The sequence below is a fragment of the Arthrobacter sp. PAMC25564 genome, assembly GCF_004798705.1.
In the GTDB taxonomy this organism is placed as follows: Bacteria; Actinomycetota; Actinomycetes; order Actinomycetales; family Micrococcaceae; genus Arthrobacter.
This window is the reverse complement of record NZ_CP039290.1, coordinates 2149743-2171769: the sequence shown is the minus strand read 5'-3', so window position 1 is coordinate 2171769 and position 22027 is coordinate 2149743. Positions and strand designations below refer to the sequence as shown.

The following is a 22027-nucleotide window of genomic DNA, read 5'->3' as shown; positions in this document are numbered from 1 at the left end:
GTCAACCGCCTGAGCGCAGTACAGACACGAACAGGGGCTTGACTTGGTAGGGAACGCAACATTCCGGCACGGCAACACCGCATTGCTTTCGGTGAGCAGCGTCGAAGCTCCGGAGATCGTCAGTTCCGCGTACTTCGACCGCAGGCTGGCACCGACCCTGAGCCGGCTGAAGTTCCCCCCGAAGTTGCTCGAACGGGTCGCGGGCATCACGCACCGGCGCTGGTGGGCCCCCGGGACATCGTTCGACGACGCCGCCATCGAGGCCGGCGCGAAGGCGTTGGCCGAGTCCGGCGTCCAAGCGTCCGAGGTCGGCCTGCTGATCAACACCTCCGTCACGCGGCGCAGCCTCGAACCGTCCGTCGCGGTGAGGATCCACCACGGGCTTGGCCTGCCGTCCTCGGCCATCAACTTCGACCTGGCCAACGCGTGCCTCGGATTCGTCAACGGCATGACACTGGCCGCCAACATGATCGACAGCGGCCAGATCAAGTACGCGGTGATCGTCAACGGCGAGGACGCCCAGGCCACGCAGGAGGCCACCCTGGCCCGGCTGGAGCGGCCTGAGACTACCCGGGCTGACTTCAACCGCGAGTTCGCCACGCTCACCCTGGGTTCCGGAGCCGCCGCAGCGGTCCTGGGCCCGGCGGACCAGCACCCCGGGGCGCATCGGATCGTCGGCGGCGTGATGCGCGCCGGCACCGAGCACCATGAACTGTGCGTGGGCGGCATCGACGGGATGGCCACCGACACCAAGGGCCTGCTCGAGGGCGGCCTGCGGCTCGTGGTCGACGCCTGGCACGAGGCACAGCCGGATTGGGACTGGGCCTCGATGGACCGGTACGTCACGCACCAGGTGAGCAATGCCTACACGCAGGCCATCATCGACGCCATCGGCCTTGACCCGGACAAGGTGCCGATCACGTTCCCGCACTGGGGCAACGTGGGCCCGGCATCCCTCCCGATGACCCTCGCCGCCGAAGCGCAGAGCCTGGGACCCGGGGACCGCGTGCTGTGCATGGGCGTCGGTTCCGGCCTGAACACCGCCATGGTGGAAATCGTATGGTAGGCGCCCGCTGGCCCGGCGTGGACCCGGAGTGGTCGCGTGAAGTCGACGTGGCGTCCACCTCCGCCGCGGATGAGCCGGGAACGATCCGCCGCTGGCACCTGCTCGACAACGGCGCCCAGCTCTCCCGCCGCGGCCTGGCTCCCGCCGGCACCCTGCTGTGCGTGCACGGCAACCCGACCTGGTCCTACCTGTGGCGGACCCTGCTGACCGCCGGAAGCGACTCCGCCCATCCGTGGCGCGTGGTGGCCGTGGACCAGCTGGATATGGGCTTCTCCGAGCGCACCGGTACGTTCCGGCGCCTGGCGGACCGGATCAACGACCTGGGCGACCTCACCGCCGCGCTCGGGCTGGGCGGCCCGGTGGTCACGGTCGGCCACGACTGGGGCGGCGTGATCAGCCTCGGTTGGGCCCTGGCCCATCCGCAGCAGCTCGCCGGGGTGGTGCTGACCAACACCGCCGTCCACCAGCCCTCCGGCACCCGCATCCCGCCGGCGCTGCGGCTTGCCCTGCACCCGGCCGTGCACCGCTGGGGAACCACGACGTCGGCGACCTTCCTGCGGGTGACCCACTCCCTGGCCCACCCGCCGTTGACCCCGGATGTCCGCGCCGCGTTCATGGCCCCCTACCGCGGCGCCGGGCGGCGCGCCGGCGTGGGGAACTTCGTCGCGGACATTCCAGCGGCCCCGTCCCATCCCAGCTTCCCGGTGCTCAGCCGCGTCGCCGACGGGCTGGGCGGACTGGGCGTTCCGGCCCTGATGCTCTGGGGCCCGCGGGACCCGATCTTTTCCGACCGGTACCTCAAGGACCTCATCGGCCGGCTGCCGCACGCCGAAGTGCACCGTTTCGAGGGAGCCGGCCACCTGGTCGCCGAAGACCGGGACATCGCCGCTCCCGTCTTCGAGTGGCTTGCCGCGCGCGGCCGGGACAGCGGACCCGGTCGTCGTCGGCCGGACGTCATGGCCGGCGGCCCGGTGCCGGAGGACGACGCCGCGACCCGGCCCCTGTGGGCTCCGCTCACCGAACTGGCCGCAGGACCCGCCGGCGGGGAAACCGCCGTCGCGGAAATGGCCACGGACGGTGGCGTCTCCCGCTCGCTCAGCTGGCGGGAGCTGGAGCAGAACGTCGCCGCCCTCGCCGCGGGCCTGCAGGAAGCCGGTGTCGGGCCCCGCAGCCGGGTGAGCCTGATGGTCCCGCCGGGCGTGGACTTGGCCGTGGTCCTCTACGCCTGCCTGCGGCTCGGGGCGGTGGTCGTCGTGGCCGACGCCGGGCTGGGCACCCGCGGCCTGAGCCGCGCCGTGAAGGGCGCCACCCCGGATTTCCTGATCGGAATCGACAAGGCACTGGCGGCAGCCTCGGTGCTTGGCTGGCCGGGACGGCGGATCAGTGTGCGGGACCTGCCGGCCGCCCGCCGCCGCCTCCTCGGCGTCGAAACCTCCCTCGCCGCCCTCGGCCGCCCCGGAGCCGGCCCCGGTCCGGAACTCCCTTGCCGGGGTCCGGCCCTGGCCCCGGAGCCGGCTCCGGAAGCTCCCGCCGCAGTACTCTTCACCTCCGGCTCCACCGGCCCCGCCAAGGGCGTGCTCTACACGCACCGGCAACTGGCCGCGATGCGGGATACCGTGGCCGCGACGCTGGGGATCCGCCCGGGCGCGCGCCTGGTGGCGGGCTTCGCGCCGTTCGCCCTGCTGGGACCGGCCCTCGGTGCCGTTTCGGTGACGCCGGCCATGGACGTCACCGCGCCCCGCACCTTGACTGCCCGCGCCCTGGCCGACGCCGCCGCGGCCATCGACGCCACGGTCGTCTTCGCCTCGCCCGCGGCGCTGCGCAACGTCCTCGCGACCAAGGGCGGCCTGGGCCCAGCCGGACACGAGGCCCTGGGGCGCGTGGATCTGCTGCTCTCCGCCGGCGCGCCGGTCCCCGAATCCCTCCTCGAAGAAGTGCAGCGGCTGCTGCCCGGGGCCTCGCTGCACACCCCGTACGGGATGACCGAGGCGTTGCCCGTCACCGACATCAGCCTCGAACAGATCCGCGCCGCCGAGGCCGACGCCGGAAACATGGCGGGGGCGGGCAACGGGGTGTGCGTGGGCCTGCCGGTGCACGGTGCCCGCGTGGCCGTCATCCGGCTCGCCGCGGACGGCAGCGCGCACGGGACCGGCTCGGTCACGGACGCAGTCACGGAGGCGGGCGTGACCGGCGAGATCCTCGTCAGCGCCCCGCATGTGAAGGAGGCCTACGACAGGCTCTGGCTGACCCAGCGGAACAGCGTCCGCACGCCCGGATGGCACCGCACCGGCGACGTAGGGCACTTTGACGCCGCCGGCCGGCTCTGGGTGGAGGGACGCCTCGCGCACCTCGTGACGGCGCCCGGCGCCGTGGTGACGCCCATCGGCGCCGAACAGGCTATCGAGCGCCTGGACGACGTCGGGCTGGCCGCCGTCGTCGGGGTCGGCCCGTCCGGGACGCAGGCCGTCGTCGCCGTCGTCGAAACCGTTCCGCCGGTGCGCCGGGCCGGCCCGGCTGCGCCGCAGCTCGCCGGGCGCGTGCGTGACGCGGCCCGGCAGGCAGGCGTCAGCGTTGCCGCCGTGCTCGTCGTCCCCTCCCAACCGACCGACATCCGCCACAACGCCAAGATCGACAGGACCCGCCTGGCCCGGTGGGCTTCCGCGGTACTGGCCGGCGGCCGTCCGGGCACGCCGTGAGGGTCCTTGTCACCGGCGCGAGCGGCCTGCTCGGTCGTGTTGTGGCCACGCTGCTGGTACGCCAAGGCCACGCCGTCACCACGTTCCAGCGCCGTCCCGCGGGCGTCGACGGCGCCGCGGACCTCTCCGGATCCGTCACGGACGACGACGCCGTCCGTCGCGCCGTCGCCGGCGCCGAGGGCGTCATCCACCTGGCGGCGAAGGTCTCCTTCACCGGCCGCGCCGCGGACTTCGACGAGGTGAATATCGAAGGCACCCGCCGCCTGCTCCGTGCGGCCCGCGAGGCCGGGGTGCGGGACCTGGTGTTCGTCTCCTCCCCGTCCGTGGCGAACTACGGGGTCGCCATCGCCGGACTGGGCGCCGAGCCGGCGGACCCGGCCCGCGCGCACGGCGACTATTCCCGCACCAAGGCCGAGGCCGAACTGCTGGCTCTGGCCGCGGATTCGCCGGAACTCCGGGTCGCGGCGGTGCGTCCGCACATCGTCTGGGGCCCGGGCGATACGCAACTGGTGGAACGGGTGCTGGAACGTGCCGGCCGCGGCCGCCTGCCGCTGCTTGACGCCGGGGCGGCCCTGATCGACACCACCTACGTGGACAACGCGGCCTCGGCGATCGTCGCCGCGCTGCACCGCATGGAGCATATTCACGGCCGGGCGCTGGTCATCACAAACGGCGAGCCCCGCCCGGTCGGCGAACTGCTGGCCGGCATCTGTGCCGCGGGCGGCGTCCCCGCACCGTCGTGGCGGGTGCCGGGCAGGCTCGCGCGGGCAGCCGGATCAGTGGTTGAGAGGCTCTGGGCCCGTTCCGGACGGGCCGGCGAGCCGCCGATGACCAGGTTCCTCGCCGAACAGCTCTCCACCGCCCACTGGTTCGACCAGCGCGAGACCCGCGAACTCCTTGACTGGACTCCCGCCGTCTCCCTTGACGACGGCCTGGCGAGGCTGGCCGAGCACTACGGTTCCCGTCGCCGCGGCGGCGCTTGAGGATGCCGGCCGGCTCCTGAGGATGCCGGGGCCGGCCGCGCTACCGTACGACCGACGGGGACCAGGCGTGCTCGATGAAAAGGGCCGGCCGGGCGGACGGATCGGTCCTGATGGACCAGATGTCGCTGTCCACTTCGGAGCCGTCACGGGGAAGTCCGTACAGCAGGGTGGAGTTGTCCAGCCATTCAATCTGGTCATCGATGCTCTGCTGCTCCGCCAGCACGGATTCCGTGCCGCTGGCAAGGTCCAGGACCGCGATGCTGCGGTGCCCTGTCAAGGTGCCGGTGTCGCTCTTCTTGTAGGCGAGGCGGGTGCCGTCCGGAGAAATTGAAGGGCATTCAATCCCGTTGCGGACCACGGTGAGCGTCCGGCCGGCGATGCTTCCCTGGACCAGCCAGATTTTTCCCTGGGATGAAGCGGTGGCGTAGAAGGCATCGGGTTGGCCAGGGACGAAGGTGACCCCCCAGATGTTCCTGTCGGTGGCCTTTATCCGGGTTCCGTCCAGGATCAGGGCAAATCCCTCAAGGCTCCCCGTGCCCGTCCCGGACTGGTCCCGGATGACAGTTTCGGTGGAAAAGCCGGCACCGGAGTAGGCGTGGCCCGAGACGAAGACCGTGCTGGCCAGCAGCGAGCCGTCCGCATTGGTCCGTGCCCTGCTGGGGATGCCCGGAAGCGGCCAACTGGCTGTCTCCTTCCAGCCGCCGTCGTACACCGTGGCCTGGAAGTTCGTGGCCAGCCCGCGGTTGGTCTGCAGGCAGAACGACAGCGTGTTGCTGCCATAGACGCGGTCGCAGCTTTTGCCGCTCAGGGCCCGCTGGCCGCCGGGATCCGCAAGCGGCACGGTCGCGGCTTCACCGAAGCCCTGCCCGGGCGCGGTATTGCGGAAAAGGACGTAGGGGGCCGACGGCAGGGTTTCGGAGGTGGTGACGTTGACGGGGGGCCGCGCGCTTTGGCTGGCCTGGGCATCCTGGAAAGCCGTCGCGGCGTAGATTCCCGCCGCCGCGATGACGGCCACGGTGATGAGCAGCAGCAGCATGATGCGCCGCCGGCTGGTCATGCGCAGGGCCGTCATGCGCGGGATCCCTGGTTGTGCGGGGTGCGTTTTTGCGAGGCCCCCATCATCACGGCCGTGGCCGCCAGCGCCACAGCCAGCGCGACGGCTGCTGCCAGCATGGCCGGTGCGGCTCCGATGGAGAACCAGAGGATGCCGAAGCCCGCGGACGCCGCCATCCGGCACAGCGCCACCACGGTCTGGGCGGCCCCAATGCCGGTTGCCACCTTCTCCGGGCTGACCAGCCGGCTGGCCAGCGCTGCCAGCACGCCGTCGGTAGCGGCGTAGAACAGCCCAAGCAGCATCAGGCAGGCCACGGTGATGCCCAGCCCGCCGAAGGGGGCTGCCGCCAGCAGGTAACACGCCAGCAGGGCCAGGTGGCCGCCGAGGAACACCCTGACCCGGCCCCAGCGGTCCGCGAGCCGCCCCAGCGGAACCGCCAGGACGAGATAGATGACGTTGGTTCCGACATAGAGCAGCGGGAACCATTGCACGGCGAAGGAATCCCGGGCCTGCAAAACGAGGTAGATGAAGCCGTCCCCGACGGTCAGCAAGGCCAGGATCCCCGCGGTGACGAGCAGCCGGGTGAGTCCGGGGTCCTTCAGCTGGCTCCAGGTGAAGGGGTGGCGCAGCTTTTTCGGCCGCTCCGTGGCCCGCGGCGTCTTCCGGTCCGGCACAACGAGCACCAGCACGGCTACGCCGATCACGGCGAAGGCGAGCGAAACCACAAAGACGGTACCGAACCCGTTCGGGATGAGCAGGAGGATGAGGAAGGCCAGGAGCGGGCCCGTGGCGGCGCCGATGTTGTCCAGCATGCGGTGCACCCCGAAGGACCTGGCTAGATACTGCGGCTGCGCAACCGCCGAGATCAGGGCGTCCCGGGGCGCGGTGCGGATGCCCTTGCCGATGCGGTCCCCGGCGATGATGCCGATCAGCGAGACGAATCCGCCGGCGAACAGGAGGCCGATGCGGGCCAGCATGGACAGCCCGTAGCCGGCCACGGCCACCCGTTTCGGGTGTCCCGTGCGGTCGGACGCCCAGCCGGCAGCAATGCGCACGATGGCGCTGGCTCCCTGGTTGAGACCGTCAATAAACCCGAAGGCGATAGTGGAGAGCCCCAGGAAGCCCGTCACGTACAGCGGAAGGACGGCCGCCACGGATTCGGACGAAATATCGGTGAGCATGCTGACAATGCCGAGCCAGAGAATGACGGGCGACAACCGGAAGGCTGCGTCCGGAACCGACAGGGCAGCCGCCGTGGCGGCGTCCTTCTTGCCGCCGGTGCGGTCAGCCATCGAGATGTACATGGGCGGCCTCTTCTCTCGTTTCCAAGTTGTGGCCGCCCGCGCACCCACCATCCGCCATCGACGGACTGCTGGGCCCCGGCTCCCACCGCCACAGTCTGTCAGCGGGATGAACGGTTCGGAAGAGTAGGGCTACTTGTTTCTGGCCTCAAATACCCTGTGGCTCACCAGCGGCCGTTGCGGGGCCGGGGCTGGCAGACGGGGCAGGTGTAGGAGGAACGGTTCATGAACTGCTCCCGCCTCATCCGGCTGGCGAGGCCGGCAGCGGCGCAGCGGCTGCAGGCCTCGCCCTCGCGGCCATAGGCATTCAACGAGCGGTCGAAGTACCCGGAGGCTCCGTTGACGTTGACGTAGAGGGAATCGAAGCTCGTGCCGCCGGCGGCCAAGGCCTCCGTCATGACCTCGCGGGCCGCGTCAAGCACCCGCAGCGCCTCGGCGCGGCGCAGGGTGTCTGTGGGCCGGGCATAGTGCAGCCGCGCCTTCCAGAGGGCCTCGTCCGCGTAGATGTTGCCGATCCCGGAGACCAGTCCCTGGTCCAGCAGCGCCCGCTTGAGCCCGGTCTTCCGGGCCCGGAGGCGCCGGTAGAAGTCGTCGAAGGAAAAGCACGGATCCAGCGGGTCCCGGGCAATGTGCGCGGCTTCCTCGGCGATGAGCGGCAGCGGCGTTTCGGCGAGGCCGCCCGGGCCGCCGTCGTCGGTGGGGATCAGCGAGGTGAGGAACAAGCCGCCGAAGATGCGCTGGTCCACGAACCGGAGCTGCTCCGGCATGCCCCCGGCCGGGCTGAGGCGCAGCCTGACCTTCAGGTGTTTTTCATCCGGAACGCCGGGATCCTGCATGAGCAGCTGTCCCGACATGCCCAGGTGGGCCATCAGCGCGACGCGGGGGGCCGGATCTCCGGCCTGGGCTGGATCTCCGGACGCTTCAGGGGTGTCCGCCAGCGGCAGCCACAGGAACTTGCCGCGGCGGACCACGTCCAGCACCCGCGCGCCTTCAAGGTTGCCGGCGAAGTCCTCGGGGCCCAGGGCGTGGCGGCGGATGGAGCGCGGATCCAGCACGTCGACCGACGTGATGGTTCGGCCCCGGACCCAGCTTACGAGCCCGCGCCGGACCACCTCGACTTCGGGAAGTTCAGGCAATGCCGCTGCCTAGCTGCCGGTCGGGGTCTGCGGCTCGGTCTGCATCTGCTGGGGGTCCGGAGCCGGCGCGGTCAGCCTGCGCCAGGCGTCAGCGGCAGCTTCCTGCTCGGCTTCCTTCTTCGAGTTGCCCGAGCCGGTGCCGTAGTCCGTGCCGCCGATGCGCAGGATGGCTTCGAAGGTCCGGGCGTGGTCCGGACCGGAGCCGTCCACGGCGTAGTTGATGGTGCCCAGCTGGCGGCTGGCGGCGAGCTCCTGGATGCTGGTCTTCCAGTCGGTTCCGGCGCCAAGCGCGCCGGCGTCCTGGAGCAGAGGCCCGATCAGCCGCATGACCAGCTGGCGGGCCGTCTCGATGTCGTTGGAGATGTAGGTGGCGCCGATCAGCGCCTCCATGGTGTCCGCCAGGATGGACGCCTTGTTCTTGCCTTCGGTGAGCTTCTCGCCCTGTCCGAGGTAGATGTAGTCGCCGAGGCCGATGCTGCGGCCGATGCCTGCCAGTGCCCGGGTGCTGACGACGGCGGAGCGCCGCTTGGCCAGGTCCCCTTCGGGCAGGGAGGGGTTGTCACGGTACAGCGCGTCGGTTACGGAGAACCCCAGAATGGAGTCGCCCAGGAACTCGAGCCGTTCATTCGTGGGGATGCCGCCGTTTTCGTAGGCGTAGGAACGGTGGGTGAGCGCAAGACGAAGCGTCCCGGCGTCAATATTGACACCGAGACGCTTCAGAAGCTCTTCAGTTGAAGACATCTTTTTCAGCCTGGTGGCGGATTAGACGTCTGCGACCTTGCGGCCCTTGTATTCAAGGAACAGCGCGGTGCCAGCCGAGTCGGTAACGACCTTTGCCTGGTGCGGCAGGCTGTAGGACACCTGGCCGTTTTCGACAGTCTTCACCAGGTGGGGGGCAGTTGCCTTCCACTGGGAGCGGCGGGCGCGGGTATTCGAGCGAGACATTTTCCGCTTCGGGACAGCCACGGCTAACTCATTTCTCTCTAGTCAAACACTTACAAATCAGTTTTGCCGGTCAGGCTTAGCCAAGTCAGCTAGGGCGGCCCAGCGAGGATCTACGATCTCGTGGTGATGCCCCGGCTCGTCTTCCAGGCGAACTCCACATTCGGAGCAAAGGCCCTGGCAGTCTTCCCGGCACACCGGCTGGAACGGCAGCATGGTTACAACTGCGTCCCGCAACACCGGCTCAAGATCGATCAGATCGTGCTCGATTCGATATTGCTCTTCTTCGTCTTCCTCGTCGGAGAACACAGCGTCCTCGTAGAAGAAAAGTTCTTGCACATCGACCTCTTGGTCATACGCAAGGGGATCCAGGCATCGTCCGCATTCGCCCGTTACATGGACGCTTGCGGTTCCTGATACCAGGATTCCTTCGTGTACGGCCTCGAGCCGCAGATCCAGCCCGACATCCGAGCCTTCCTGCACGCCAATGAGCGCCACACCGAGATCACCCGGTGCGGGTACATGTTCCTTCAGCGTCCGCATGCTTCCCGGACTGCGTCCGAGATCCTTGACGTCGAACGCAAGGGGCGAACTAGCATCTCGTTTAATGAGAACTCCTGTTGAACATATGACCGACGTACCATCTTAGCCTGAACTTCCGGGCGGACTCAAACCGGGGGCAGGCCCATGGTTCACACCACGACCAGCTTGTGGATAAGCGCCGCGCAACCGGCAGCAGGCCGCCGAGTACCGATCAAGCTTACCCTCTGCGCGGCTGGTCCCGGTCCGGCTCGCCGGAGTTCAGCCGTTTCAGCACGGACTTGGGCACAAAGTCCGAGACATCCCCGCCGAGCGTGAACACTTCCTTGATCAGGGTGGAGGACAGGTGCAGGTAGCGGCTTTCCGCGGGCAGGAAGACAGTTTCGACGCCGGTGAGCTGGCGGTTCATGGTGGCCATGGGCAGCTCGTAGTCAAAGTCCGAGGACGAGCGGAGGCCCTTGACGATGGCGGACACCCCGCGCTGGCGGCAGTACTCGGCCAGCAGGCCCTCCCCCACCGGCTCCACCACGATGCCGCGCAGCGAGGCGAGCGTTTCCTTGGCCATGTCGATCCGCTCCTCGAGGCTGAAGCGGTATGTCTTGGCGTAGTTCGTGGACACGGCCACGATGACCTCGTCAAAGAGTCCGGCGGCCCGGGCAATCACTTCCAGGTGTCCATGATGGATGGGGTCGAAGGAGCCAGGGCATACGGCGCGTCTCATCCTCCGAACCTACCGTATCCGCGGCACGGACCGGGATAACATGACTGGATGTCAGCATCCAGCAATCCTTTCACCGTGGCCGGAGGCGTGGTCCTCGTGACCGGAGCCGCCATGGGCATGGGCCGGCTCTACGCCCTCCGCGCGGCCCGAGAGGGCGCCGCCGTCGTCCTGCTTTGGGACCTCGACGCGGACGGACTGGCGCGCACCGCCGCCGAGGTAGCCGCGCTCGGGGCGCGCGCCGTCACCCGGGTGGTGGACCTGGCCGACCGCCGGTCAATCGCCGACGCCGCCGCGGAGGCCAGGGCCGAGGGGCCGCTGGCGCTGCTGGTCAACAACGCCGGGATCGTCCGCGGCGCATATTTCTGGGACCACTCTCCGGAGCGAGACATCGCCCTGACCATGGACGTCAACGCGCTGGCTCCGATGTACACCACCCATGCGTTCCTGCCGGACATGATGGCCGACGCCGGCCGTCCCCGCCGGATCCTGAACGTCGCCTCGGCGGCGGGTACCGTGTCCAATCCCCGGATGAGCGTGTACGCGGCCTCCAAATGGGCGGTCATCGGCTGGAGCGACTCGCTCAGGCTGGAACTCGAGCAGCGGGGCTACCGCCACCTCAGGGTGACCACGTTCTGCCCCAGCTATATCTCCACCGGCATGTTCGAGGGCGCCCGGGGTCCCCTGCTGACCCCGCTGATGACCCCCGAGGACGCGGTGGGCCGGGCCTGGCGTGCCACCGCCGCCGGGCAGCCGCAACTGATCGCCCCCGCCATGGCCAGGCTGGGCAAGGTCCTGCGCGGCATCCTGCCGGTGCGGGCCTGGGATTTTGTGGGCGGGAAGGTCTTCGGAATCTACTCCACGATGGACAGGTTCACCGGCCGCGCCGCCGGTAAGGCAGGCTCCCGGTGACCGCCGCACTCCAGTTCCCCTGGCAGCGTGCCGCGACCGGCGCCAACCTGCTGTCCCCCGACGGCACCCTGGGTGTCACTATCTTCGAGGAAATGACCACGCTCGCGCTCAGGAGCGGCGCCATCAACCTCGGCCAGGGCTTCCCTGACGAGGACGGTCCGGCCGAGATCAAGGCGGCCGCGCAGTCCGCCATCGCGGCGGGCTACAACCAGTACGCCCCGGGCAAGGGCATCATTGAACTGCGCGAGGCAATCTCCCTGCACCAGGAGCGCTTCTATGGGCTGACCCCGGACCCGCAGACGGAAATCATCGTCACCACCGGCGCCACCGAGGCCATTGCCGCCTCGCTGCTCGCCCTCGTGGGCCCCGGCGACGAGGTCCTCACCTTCGAACCGTTCTACGATTCCTACGGGGCCATCATCGGCCTGTCCGGCGCCCGCCACGTCACGGCCCCCCTGCTGGCCCCTGACTTCATGCCGGACCTGGACGCCCTCGAAGCGGCGTTCAGCAGCCGCACCAAGGTGGTGCTGGTGAACAACCCGCACAACCCGACCGGTGCGGTGTTCCCCCGCGAGGTGTTGGAACGCGTCGTCGAACTCGCCGCCAGGCACGACGCCGTCATCATCACCGACGAGGTCTACGAACACCTCACCTTCGGTGCCCGGCACATCCCGGTGGCCACCCTGCCGGGAGCAGCGGAACGCACCCTGACCATCTCCTCGGCCGGGAAGACGTTCTCCTTCACCGGCTGGAAGATCGGCTGGCTCAGCGGCCCGGAACACCTCGTCGCCGCCGCCCGGACGGTCAAGCAGTTCCTGAGCTACAGCTCCGGCACCCCATTCCAGGGCGCCATCGCCGTGGGGCTGGGGCTGCCGGAGGAGTTTTACGCCGGGATCGCCGATACCCTCCGGCTCAAACGCGACATCCTCAGCGAGGGCCTCCGCGCGGCGGGGTTCGACGTTTTCACCCCTGAGGGCACGTACTTCGTCAACGTCGACACCGCGCCGCTGGGCATCACGGATTCCGTGGACCTGGCCCGGCGGCTCCCGGAGCTGGTGGGGGTCGCGGCTATTCCGGTGCCGGTTTTCTGCCATCCCGAAGGTGCCGAGCGCACCCGCAGCCTGCTGCGCTTCGCGTTCTGCAAGCGGATCGATGTCCTGCAAGAAGCCGCCGGGCGGCTCGCGACCCTGCGCGACAGGATCTGAGGATGGGCGCGACACCGGCGTCGCGGTTCCTGCGGACCACGGGCCAGCATGCCACGATCGAGCCGGATGCCTTCACTGAGGGCGGCTATGTGCTCAGCATCGGCGGGGCCGAACAGTCGCACGTGAACCTGGCGGACCCCTCGGATATCTTCTACGAATACCTGCGCCGGATCGGCCACGTGGTGGATCTCGCGGCGCCATGGGGCGAACCGGTCAGCGCCCTCCACCTCGGAGCCGGCGCCCTGACGCTGGCCCGCTACATCCAGGCGACCCGGCCCGGCTCCGTGCAGTACGCCGTGGAGCTGGAACGGGAGCTGCTGGACTTCGTGCTGGCGCAGCTGCCGCTGCCCGAGGGCACGCAGCTGCACCCCGTGATCGGCGACGCCCGCGCCGCCCTGGCCGAGCTGCCGCCGGATCTCCGCTTCGACGTCGTGATCCTGGACATCTTCTCCGGACCCGAGGCCCCGGAACACCTTGCCTGCACCGCGTTCTACCAGGAGGCGGCCGCGAAGCTGACCGCCCGTGGCGTGCTGGTCGTCAACGTCGGCGACGAGCCCGGGCTGACCCTCGTGCGGAGCCAGATGGCCGCGCTGCGCCGGGCCATGGCCGACGTCTCCGCCTTCGCCGAAGCCGGCATGTTCACCGGCCGGTATCCCGGGAACATTATCCTGACCGGGACGCAGGGGCCGTGGCCCGAGGTGTGGACCGCGGCGCTCACGGCACGGGGCCCGCATCCGGCCAAGGTGCTCTCCGGCGTTGGACTGGACGTGCTCTCGGCCTAGCTGCCGTCCTGCAATCCGGCGTCCTGGGCGTCATCAATTGCATTTTCTGCCGCGTCGTCAGGCGCTTCTTCCGGACCCGGCTCCGCGAACCACAGCCGGGTCTCGCCGTATTTCCGCTCCGCAAACCGTTCCATCCCGTCCGGCCAGGCCGGTTCCGGGGTCCGTGAGGAGCGTTCCACCACGACGACGGCGCCGGCCGCGAGGTGCGGTGCGAGTTTGGCCAGCACCCCGGCCAGCGCGGGTTCTTCCAGCGGGTAGGGCGGGTCGAGGAAAACGAGGTCCCAGCGGACAGCTTCCGTGCTCCGGTCCAGGAACGATTCGACCTTGGAGCGGTGCACGGAGACCACCTTGCGGCCCGCGGCCGTGTTGACCAGGTCGGCGTTCCGCTGGCACACCCCGCTGGCCTTGGCATCGAATTCCACGAGGTCCACCGACACCGCGCCCCGGCTGGCACTCTCCACGCCGAGCGAGCCCGATCCGGCGTAGAGATCCAGCACCCGGGCGTCGGCAATGACCTCAAAGGCGTCCAGGCGGGAGAAGAGCGCCTCCTTGACCCGGTCGGTGGTGGGACGGGTCAGTGAGCCGGGCACGCTGACCAGCGTGGTTCCGCCGGCGGCACCGGAAATGATCCGGCTCATGGGCGCAGCCCTGTGTATGGTGTCCTAGCCGCGTTCAAGGAACGCCTCCTTCTCCGGGTTCAGGTATTCGTCAATCGCCTCGGCGAGTTCGGGGTGGGCCGCCAGGGACGGATCGGCGCCGACGATCCGCTGCGCGTCCTGCCTGGCCCGGGCGATCACGTCCTCGTGTTCGAGCACCCGCAGCAGCTTCAGCGTGGAACGGCCGCCCGACTGCGAGGCCCCCAGGATGTCCCCTTCCCGGCGCAGCTTGAGGTCCTCCTGCGAAAGCGCGAAGCCGTCCGTGGTGGCGGCGACCGCGTCGAGGCGGCGACGGCTGGGATGGCCGGGTTCCAGCGTGGTCACCAGCAGGCAGGTACCGGGCAGCCCGCCACGGCCCACCCGGCCGCGGAGCTGGTGGAGCTGGGAGATGCCGAACCTGTCGGCGTCGAGGATCACCATGAGGGTCGCGTTGTGGACGTCCACGCCGACTTCGATCACGGTGGTGGAGACCAGGAGTTTGGTCTCGTTGGCGGTGAACGCGGCCATGGTCCCGGACTTGAGGACGGGGTCCTGGCGGCCGTGGAGGGGCGCCAGCGGCACCCCGGCGAGCGCCGGCTCGTCCCGGAGGTAGTCGACGACGCCGGTCACGGACGCCAGTTCCCGGGAACCGTTGTCCCCTTCCAGGTCCGCGGCCGACGGTTCGGCCTCGCCGGGGCTGAAGTCGCCGTCGTCGTCCGCGCCGATCTTGGGGCAGACGACGTACACCTGGTGGCCGGCGTCGATCTCTTCCCGGGAGCGGGTCCAGATCCGGGTGGCCCACGCGGGGTGTTCGGCGAGGCCCACCACGTGGGTGGAAATGGGTGCACGTCCGGCCGGCAGTTCATCCAGCACGGAGGTTTCGAGGTCGCCGAACACCGTCATCGCCACGGTCCTGGGGATGGGCGTGGCGGTCATGACCAGCAGGTGCGGCGGTTTGGTGGCCTTGGAGCGCAGCGCGTCGCGCTGTTCGACGCCGAAGCGGTGCTGTTCGTCCACGACGATCAGCCCGAGGTCATAGAAGGAGACATTGTCGCTGAGCAGGGCGTGGGTTCCGATCACGATCCCGGCCGTGCCGGAGGCGGCGTCGAGCATGGCCTGCTTCCGGGCGGCGGTGGGCATGGATCCGGTGAGCAGCGTGACCTGGACGGCGTCCGGCCCGAAGCCGCCGAGCATCCCGTCCCGGGACAGCGGGCCGAGGGTGCGGCGGATGGATTCGAAGTGCTGGGCGGCGAGGACCTCGGTGGGCGCCAGCAGGGCCGCCTGTCCCCCGGCGTCGACCACCTGCAGCATGGCGCGCAGGGCCACGATGGTCTTGCCGGAGCCGACCTCGCCCTGCAGCAGCCGGTTCATCGGCGAGTCCTGGGCGAGTTCCCCGGCGAGCGTCTTGCCGACGGCGGACTGGCCGGCGGTCAGGGTGAACGGCAACTGGCGGTCGAAGGAGGCCAGCAGCCCCCCGCCGAGCGGCCGGCGGGCCGTGGCTTCCTCGGCGGCGAGCTGGGCGCGGCGCCGGGCGAGGGCTGACTGGAGCACGAGGGCTTCCTGGTATCGGAAGCGGTCCCGGGCCCGATTCCAGTCGGCCGGGGCCTGCGGGGCGTGGATCAGCCGGTAGGCCTCTGCGACCGGCAGGAACTTCTCCCGGGCCGTGATGTCCGCCGGCAGCGGGTCGCCCAGGGTGTCCAGCTCAATGGTGTCCACTAGCGTGGAGATGACCTTCTGGATGGACCAGCTGGTGAGCTTTGCGGTGGCCGGGTACACCGGGATGGGCATGACGGCCAGCTTCTCCGGATCCATTCCCGGAGCGTCAGGATCCTCGTCCAGCAGCAGGAAGTCGGGGTTGGTCAGGCCCAGCGAGCCGCCGTAACGGGTCACCTTGCCCGAGAACATGGCACGGCGGCCGGGCTGGAGCTCGGCCTTGGCCCGGAAGCCGTTGAAGAAGCTCACCTTCAGGGTGCCCGGCATCCCGGCCCCCGGGGACCGGACGCCCCCGGCGGCCCCGGCGTCGTCGGAAATCACGACGTCGGTGAGGGAACCCCGCCGGGCGCGCATGGGACGGGTGCTGTTGGAAACCACCCGGGCGATGAGGGTCACTTCCTCGTCGAGCGGGACCTCGCTGATAGGGGTGAGCTCGCCACGGCTGAGGTAGCGGCGCGGGAAGTAGTTCAGCAGGCCGCCGACGGTGGTGATGCCGAGGTGTTTTTCAATGACCGCGGCCGAGCGTTTTCCGATCCTGCGTTCCAGGCCCAGTCCAAGTTCAGCGGTCATGTCCGTCGAAGTCCCGGGTTTCGGGTGCGGCCACGCTGGCTGCCGGAACGCTGGACAGCCCTTCATCCGGGTCCCGCGGCACGGCGAGCTCGCTCACGGAAATGTCGGAGGGTTCGCCGAGGGACCGGATCAGGGCCACGGCAGGGCCGGCGTCAAGGACGTGGACATGGACGCGCCAGCGGTAGTGGCCGGACGAGTCCGCCGCGCCACCCACCTGGCTCATGATCACAGAGTCGCCCATTTCGTCGAGCCGCTGGCGCAGCATGGCAGCATCCAGCGGCGAGAGTTCGATGGTGCACATGACTTCCACGCCCTGGTCGCGCGGCATGTCGGCGTGGATGTGGGGGTCCTGGACGTCGTAGCCGTGCAGGCCATCGAGGAGTTCGCTCTGGAGTTCCTCGCCCAGCACGGCGGACCGCAGGCAGTCGAGGATCAGCAGCATCCCCACCCCGCCAGCATCCACCACATGCGCGGTATGCAGGGCAGCGAGCTGGTCTTCGGTGCGGACTACGGCTTCGAGTGCAGCCTCGACGGCGGCGTCCAGCGCCAGGCCGAGCGTGTGGTTGCTGTCGTCGCCGTCGTGGGCCGAGTCCACGGCCGCGGCAGCCCGGGCGGCCGCCTCCATGACGGAGAGCATGGTTCCGGGCACCGGGTCGCTCAGCGCGGACCAGGCCCGGAGCTGGGCCCGGTTCAGGGCAGCGGCGAGCAGCGGGGCGCTCAGCCGGGTGTGGCCGGCCAACGGTTCGGCGGCGGCGCAGAGGAAGACGGCGAAAAGTGTCCCGGAGTTGCCGCGGGCCTGTTCCATCGCTGCCTGGCCCGCCTGCGCCAGGACCGCGCCGACGTCGTTCTGCGCCGGATCGGGTGGTCCGAAGACGTGCTGCGGGAGGTCCTCCGGGCCGCGGATGTCCGCCGCCGGGACAGTCTTGTGCGTGGCGTGGGCCGCGGCGCGGACCGTCAGGTAGAGGTTGGTGCCGGTGTCGCCGTCGGCGACGGGGAAGATGTTGATGGCGTTCAGGCGGTCGCTGTGGTTCCCTAGCGTTGTTTCTGCCTTGCCCAACCACCGCTTCATCGCTTGCGCGTTGGCGGCAATTTTAGTCTGCAAAGTGATCCCATCCCACAGTGTCAGCGGGCCTGCCCGCTATCTTGACGCCCGTGCTTTCCGTTGCTGCAGGGGCTTCTACCGAGCCTATCGCAGTGAAACCGGGAGGTAGCTGAACGTCTGCCGGGAATGTGGCGAGCAGGCCGTGGTCTTCGCCGCCGCCGAGGACCCATGCCATCGGGTCGGTTCCCAGCAGGTCCGAGGCCGGCCGGAGCGGGACGGCGAGTTCCTTCAGGGCGGCGGTGTCCAGGTTGAGCACGGCGTGGCTCGCCGCGGCAAGCCGGTTGCCGTCCCGGACCAGGCCGTCGGAGATGTCCATCATGGCCGTGGCGCCGGCGTCCCTGGCCAGCGGCCCGGCAGCGAGCGGCGGCTGCGGCCTGCATTGGGTGTCCATCAGCCCGCGCAGCTCCGCACCCAGGGTGTCGACGCTGGTGGCCGACTCCAGCAGGGCGAGCCCGGCGGCGGCGCGGCCGACGGTGCCGGCCAGGGCCAGGGTATCCCCCGGGCGGGCGCCGGAGCGCAGCACCGGCTCCTTGCCGTCGAGGGTCCCGAGGACGGCAACGGTGACGGCGAGTTCGCGCCCCCGGCCGAGGTCCCCGCCGGCCACCGCGCAGTCCGGTGCGCCAAGTCCGCGGATTCCGGCGGTGAGTCCGTCCGCGAAATCCTCCACCCAGGAGACGGGGGTCTCCGGCGGCATGGTCAGGCTCACGACCATGGAGGTGGCGCGGGCGCCCATGGCGTTGATGTCACTCAGGTTCTGCGCCGCGGCCTTCCAGCCGACGTCGTACCCGGACGTCCGGTAGCCGTTGTTCCACTGGAGCCGGAAGTCCTGGTCCGCCACCTGGGTGTCGATGCTGAGCACCGTCCGGCCATCCGGGGCAGCCACGATGGCGGCGTCGTCACCGGGGCCCAGCAGCACAGTCCTGTTGCCGTCGGAGGCGCGGTTGAGGCGGGGGAAGATCCGTTCAAGGAGCCCGGACTCGGAGAGCCCGGCTACGGTCAGGGGTTTTTCGATCATATTGTTTAGGGGGGCGTCAGGCACAGCAGTTTCAGGCACAGTCCAACGCTACCGCGAGGGGGCGACAACGCGGTCTCCGGTGCCGGTCGCGGCGTCCGGAGGCGCCCTGTCGCCGGGATAGGCTTAAGGAATGCACCAGCTCCGCACCCAGGGTTCCGTCCGTCCGCTCCTGATCCTGGCTGCAGCCGCCGCCGGGCTGGTGCTGAGCGGTTGCTCGCCGGTCGTGGATGTGGCCCCGGCGAAGGATGCGGCGAATGCTGCCTGCGCGCCGATGATGCTGGCCTTGCCTGACGTGATCGGCGAGGCCAGGCTGCGGAAGACCAACAGCCAGGCGACGTCGGCGTGGGGTGACCCCTCGCTCGTGGTCCTGCGCTGCGGCGTCAACGTCCCCGGGCCCACCACCGACCGCTGCGTCACGGTGAACGGCGTCGACTGGGTCATCAAGGAAGGCGACCCGGTGTGGACGCTGACCACCTACGGGCGCGAACCGGCCACGGAGATCCTGATGGATCCGGACAAGATCAGTTCCGCCACCGTGCTGGCAGACCTCGCCGTCTCCGCCCAGAAGATCAAGGCAACCCGGAACTGCGTGGGCCAGGAAGACCTGCAGAACCTGCCCTCCACCAAGTAGCGTCCGGGGCGTCGGTACGCCCTACCGCAGCCCGGTCTTGCGGTGCAGCGCGAGGTAGATGAGCTCGTCGATCAGCTCCGGGTAGCCCAGCCCTGAGGCCTTCCACATCTGCGGGTACATGCTCTTCGGTGTGAACCCGGGCATCGTGTTGATCTCGTTGATGATCAGCTCTCCCCCGGGTGTGTAGAAGAAGTCGACCCGGCTCAGGCCCTCGGCACCGACGGCGTCGAACGCGACGGCGGCCAGTTCGCGGACCCGGGCGATGGCTTCCTCGGGGAGGTCGGCCGGGCAGCTGAGCGCGGCGGCGTTGTCCTCCACGTACTTGGCGTTGAAGTCGTAGAACTCGTGCCCTCGGCCGGCCACGGAGATCTCGCCCGGCATGGAGGTCCGGGGAGCGTCGGTCCCCCGGCCTTCCAGCACGGCGCATTCAATCTCGCGGCCCGTGATGCCGGCCTCGATGACCAGCTTGGGATCGTGCTGGCGGGCAGCCTCGATCGCGCCGTCCAGGCCCTCCATGGAGTCGACCTTGGAGATGCCCATGGAAGATCCGGCCCGGGCCGGCTTCACGAACACGGGGAAGCCGAGCCGGTCCACACGCTTGCGGACGGTCTCAGGATCATTGAGCCACTGCCGGTCCGTCACGGCGATGTACGGCCCCACGTGGAGCCCGGCGGATTCAAAGACAACCTTCATGAAGTGCTTGTCCATACCGACGGCGGAGGCCAGCACGCCGGCACCGACGTAGCGGGTGTCGGAGAGCTCCAGGAAGCCCTGGATGGTCCCGTCCTCGCCGAACGGCCCGTGCAGCAGCGGGAAGACAACGTCGACGGCGCCGAGTTCCAGCGGGACCTCGTTCGGCGAGGCCACGATCAGCTGGTGTTCGCCGCCGATTTCGGCAAGGGTGACGGTCTGCGCCGAGGATTCCACCTCGGGCAGCGAGGAGGCGGAGAGGGACCAGTCGCGGGTGTCGCCGGAGGCCAGCACCCATTGGCCGGTCTTGGCGATGCCGATGGGGATCACCTCGTACTTGTCCCTGTCGATCGCCCCGAGCACACCGGCCGCGGTGACGCAGCTGACGGCGTGTTCGCTGGAGCGGCCGCCGAAGAGCACCGCCACCCGGGGCCTGGACTGGCCGGAGCGGCCCTCTGTGGTCACGTTCGTGGTCACGTAATTTTCTGACACTCTCAGTAATCGCCTTCAGGTTTCAAGTCCCGGGACAACAGCAGCGGTCCCAGTTCGTCTACGGACAGTTTTCCGGCCAGCACGGCGACGACGGCCGCGGTGATGGGCATTTCGACGCCGAGTTTTCCGGCCAGCTCGTGCACGGCCGGGGCCGATTTAATCCCCTCGGCCGTCTGCGTCATTTCCGCGCTGACCTGGTCGAGGGTCAGTCCCTTGCCCAGCAGCCGTCCGGCCGTGTGGTTCCTGGACAGCGGCGAGGAGCATGTCGCCACGAGGTCCCCGAGGCCGGCAAGTCCCGCCATTGTCCGCGCCTCGCCGCCTAGGGCGAGGGACAGCCGCGAGGTCTCGGCCAGACCGCGGGTGATGACGGAGGCCTTGGTGTTGTCGCCCATCTGCTTTCCCTCGCAGATGCCGACGGCCAGTGCAATGATGTTCTTGACGATGCCGCCGATTTCGACGCCGACCACATCGGTGGTGGTGTACGGGCGGAAGTAGGGTGCGGTGCAGCTGCGGGCGATCCAGCCCGCGGCCGCGGAGTCGGCGCACGCCACCACGGAGGCGGTCGGTTCCTCGCGGGCGATCTCCATGGCCAGGTTGGGCCCTGAGACCACGGCCACACGGCTTGCCGGAATCCCCAGCTCCGCGCAGATGACTTCGCTCATCCGGGAGTCGGAGTGCAGCTCGAGGCCTTTCATGAGGGACACCACGAGGGCGCCCGGGGCCAGAAGGTGCTTCCATTCGCGCAGCTGCGGCCGCAGGGTCTGCGCCGGGACGGCCAGCACCACCAGCTCGGCCCCGGCGAAGACTCCAGCGACGTCCATCGAGGCGGTGATGCTGGCCGGGAGGGCAACGTCCTTGAGGTACTGCTCGTTCCGGTGCAGTGTGTTGATCTGCTCCACGACTTCCCGACGGCGGCCCCAGAGCCGGATGCTCCGCTCGACCCCGGACGCGATCGCCGCATCGGCGAGGATCTTCGCGAAGGTCGTCCCCCAGGATCCTGCTCCGAGGACGGCAACCGTGGCAGCCGATCCGGAACCGCCGAAGTCCGGCGTCATGTGGCGTCCTCAACGCCGGCTCCGTTGTCGCCAGCGGCGGGACCGCCGTCGCGTTCGATGAAGCGGCCATGCGTGGACTGGTTGTGGGCCGCGGGATCCCAGCGGACCGCCGGCGGCTGTTCGCCGCGCAAGGTTGCGAGCAGACCGGTGATGGCGTCCATGATGACGTTGGTGGCCTCGGTAAGCGTCGCCTTGTCCAGCGGGCGGCCGGCAAAGGCACTGAGGTCGACCGGGGCTCCCACGATCACGCGGGAGGTCTTGCGCGGGAAGGCGTGGAGCCGTTTGGCGTAGCGGGGCAGCACCTCGTGGGCTCCCCAGTGGGCCATCGGGACCACGGGGATGCCGCTCTCGAGTGCCATCCGGGCGGCGCCGGTGTGGCCTTTCATCGGCCACAGCTCCGGGTCCCGGGTCAGCGTCCCCTCGGGATAGATGACGATGGCACCACCCTCATCCACCACTTGCTTGGCGAGCTGCAGCGAACGGTTGGCGCCCCCCGAGGAGCGTTCCACCGGGATCTGCTTGGTGGCGCGCAGCACGGCCCCGAGGACCGGCACCTTGAAGAGTCCGGCCTTGGCCAGGAAGTGCGGCATCCGCTTCTGGTTGTAGAGCAGGTGTCCCACCACCAACGGGTCGATCTCGGTGCAGTGGTTGGGTACGGCGATGAAGCCTCCCGCCGGGAGCTTCTCGAGGCCTTCCCACTTCTTGTTCATCAGCAGGTTCATCACCGGCCGGACGATGCCGGCGGCAATGACAAAAGCAATGTGGCTTGTGGCCGTTTCCTTCACAAGG

General features: G+C 69.4%; 21 protein-coding genes. 7 read left to right on the top strand and 14 right to left on the bottom strand.

Annotated elements, in window-relative coordinates; translation table 11 throughout:
• Positions 1-43: 43 nt before the first annotated feature.
• Genes E5206_RS10075 through E5206_RS10065 form a run of 3 tightly spaced genes read left to right on the top strand, consistent with a single transcriptional unit; the run spans position 44 to position 4745 of the window.
• Complete coding sequence (locus E5206_RS10075; RefSeq protein WP_136322362.1) at positions 44-1066, top strand: 3-oxoacyl-ACP synthase III; 1023 nt, start codon at positions 44-46, stop codon at positions 1064-1066.
• Positions 1060-3762 (top strand): alpha/beta fold hydrolase, encoded by a 2703-nt coding sequence (locus tag E5206_RS10070; protein WP_136322361.1) that lies wholly within the window; start codon positions 1060-1062, stop codon positions 3760-3762. Before E5206_RS10075 ends, E5206_RS10070 begins: the two co-directional genes overlap by 7 nt.
• A complete protein-coding gene (locus tag E5206_RS10065) occupies positions 3759-4745 on the top strand; it encodes an NAD-dependent epimerase/dehydratase family protein (protein WP_136322360.1) in 987 nt (328 codons plus the stop codon). The genes E5206_RS10070 and E5206_RS10065 overlap by 4 nt, the downstream gene beginning before the upstream one ends.
• A gap of 40 nt (positions 4746-4785) precedes the next feature.
• On the opposite strand, the gene E5206_RS10060 is transcribed toward E5206_RS10065, so the two are convergent.
• From E5206_RS10060 to coaD, 7 genes are all read right to left on the bottom strand, one after another.
• Positions 4786-5817 carry a hypothetical protein gene (locus E5206_RS10060; RefSeq protein ID WP_136322359.1) on the bottom strand — a complete coding sequence of 344 codons (1032 nt, stop codon included), beginning with the start codon at positions 5815-5817 and terminating at the stop codon, positions 4786-4788.
• Positions 5814-7103: an MFS transporter gene (locus tag E5206_RS10055; RefSeq protein ID WP_136322358.1), complete on the bottom strand. Its 1290-nt coding sequence runs from the start codon at positions 7101-7103 to the stop codon at positions 5814-5816. The genes E5206_RS10060 and E5206_RS10055 overlap by 4 nt, the downstream gene beginning before the upstream one ends.
• Before the next feature lie 161 nt (positions 7104-7264).
• On the bottom strand, positions 7265-8236 hold the full coding sequence (gene mutM, locus E5206_RS10050) for a bifunctional DNA-formamidopyrimidine glycosylase/DNA-(apurinic or apyrimidinic site) lyase (protein WP_136322357.1): 972 nt from the start codon (positions 8234-8236) through the stop codon (positions 7265-7267).
• A gap of 9 nt (positions 8237-8245) precedes the next feature.
• Positions 8246-8977 carry a ribonuclease III gene (gene rnc / locus E5206_RS10045; RefSeq protein WP_136322356.1) on the bottom strand — a complete coding sequence of 244 codons (732 nt, stop codon included), beginning with the start codon at positions 8975-8977 and terminating at the stop codon, positions 8246-8248.
• Between the two features lie 21 nt (positions 8978-8998).
• Entirely contained in the window at positions 8999-9202 is a 204-nt protein-coding gene (rpmF, locus tag E5206_RS10040; RefSeq protein ID WP_104061248.1) for a 50S ribosomal protein L32, read from the bottom strand.
• 36 nt (positions 9203-9238) lie between these two features.
• Complete coding sequence (locus E5206_RS10035; protein ID WP_136322355.1) at positions 9239-9721, bottom strand: YceD family protein; 483 nt, start codon at positions 9719-9721, stop codon at positions 9239-9241.
• 217 nt (positions 9722-9938) lie between these two features.
• Positions 9939-10439: a pantetheine-phosphate adenylyltransferase gene (gene coaD, locus E5206_RS10030; RefSeq protein ID WP_136322354.1), complete on the bottom strand. Its 501-nt coding sequence runs from the start codon at positions 10437-10439 to the stop codon at positions 9939-9941.
• Between the two features lie 48 nt (positions 10440-10487).
• On the opposite strand from coaD, the gene E5206_RS10025 reads away from it, so the two are divergent.
• From E5206_RS10025 to E5206_RS10015, 3 genes are read left to right on the top strand one after another with little or no spacing between them, the layout of a single operon-like run.
• Positions 10488-11348 (top strand): SDR family NAD(P)-dependent oxidoreductase, encoded by an 861-nt coding sequence (locus E5206_RS10025; RefSeq protein WP_136322353.1) that lies wholly within the window; start codon positions 10488-10490, stop codon positions 11346-11348.
• The gene (locus E5206_RS10020; protein WP_136322352.1) at positions 11345-12553 is read left to right on the top strand and encodes an aminotransferase class I/II-fold pyridoxal phosphate-dependent enzyme; all 1209 of its coding nucleotides are present in this window, start codon (positions 11345-11347) and stop codon (positions 12551-12553) included. The genes E5206_RS10025 and E5206_RS10020 overlap by 4 nt, the downstream gene beginning before the upstream one ends.
• 2 nt (positions 12554-12555) lie before the next feature.
• Positions 12556-13335, top strand: coding sequence for a fused MFS/spermidine synthase (locus tag E5206_RS10015; protein WP_205759891.1), 780 nt, complete (start codon positions 12556-12558; stop codon positions 13333-13335).
• On the opposite strand, the gene rsmD is transcribed toward E5206_RS10015, so the two are convergent.
• From rsmD to E5206_RS09995, 4 genes are read right to left on the bottom strand one after another with little or no spacing between them, the layout of a single operon-like run.
• Positions 13332-13973 (bottom strand): 16S rRNA (guanine(966)-N(2))-methyltransferase RsmD, encoded by a 642-nt coding sequence (rsmD, locus tag E5206_RS10010; protein ID WP_136322351.1) that lies wholly within the window; start codon positions 13971-13973, stop codon positions 13332-13334. The genes E5206_RS10015 and rsmD overlap by 4 nt on opposite strands.
• 24 nt (positions 13974-13997) lie before the next feature.
• The gene (locus tag E5206_RS10005; RefSeq protein ID WP_136322350.1) at positions 13998-16253 is read right to left on the bottom strand and encodes an ATP-dependent DNA helicase RecG; all 2256 of its coding nucleotides are present in this window, start codon (positions 16251-16253) and stop codon (positions 13998-14000) included.
• Positions 16243-17322, bottom strand: coding sequence for a DAK2 domain-containing protein (locus E5206_RS10000; RefSeq protein WP_136324064.1), 1080 nt, complete (start codon positions 17320-17322; stop codon positions 16243-16245). Before E5206_RS10000 ends, E5206_RS10005 begins: the two co-directional genes overlap by 11 nt.
• A gap of 22 nt (positions 17323-17344) precedes the next feature.
• Positions 17345-18370 (bottom strand): thiamine-phosphate kinase, encoded by a 1026-nt coding sequence (locus tag E5206_RS09995; RefSeq protein WP_136322349.1) that lies wholly within the window; start codon positions 18368-18370, stop codon positions 17345-17347.
• Positions 18371-18500: 130 nt separating this feature from the next.
• Between E5206_RS09995 and E5206_RS09990 the strand changes: the two genes are divergently transcribed.
• Positions 18501-19001 (top strand): DUF3515 family protein, encoded by a 501-nt coding sequence (locus E5206_RS09990; RefSeq protein ID WP_136322348.1) that lies wholly within the window; start codon positions 18501-18503, stop codon positions 18999-19001.
• A gap of 21 nt (positions 19002-19022) precedes the next feature.
• On the opposite strand, the gene E5206_RS09985 is transcribed toward E5206_RS09990, so the two are convergent.
• Genes E5206_RS09985 through E5206_RS09975 form a run of 3 tightly spaced genes read right to left on the bottom strand, consistent with a single transcriptional unit; the run spans position 19023 to position 22023 of the window.
• Entirely contained in the window at positions 19023-20168 is a 1146-nt protein-coding gene (locus E5206_RS09985) for a D-alanine--D-alanine ligase family protein (protein ID WP_205760058.1), read from the bottom strand.
• Positions 20169-20185: 17 nt separating this feature from the next.
• Positions 20186-21238, bottom strand: a complete 1053-nt coding sequence (locus E5206_RS09980) for an NAD(P)H-dependent glycerol-3-phosphate dehydrogenase (RefSeq protein WP_136322347.1) — start codon at positions 21236-21238, stop codon at positions 20186-20188.
• A complete protein-coding gene (locus E5206_RS09975) occupies positions 21235-22023 on the bottom strand; it encodes a lysophospholipid acyltransferase family protein (RefSeq protein ID WP_136322346.1) in 789 nt (262 codons plus the stop codon). Before E5206_RS09975 ends, E5206_RS09980 begins: the two co-directional genes overlap by 4 nt.
• Positions 22024-22027 lie beyond the last annotated feature (4 nt).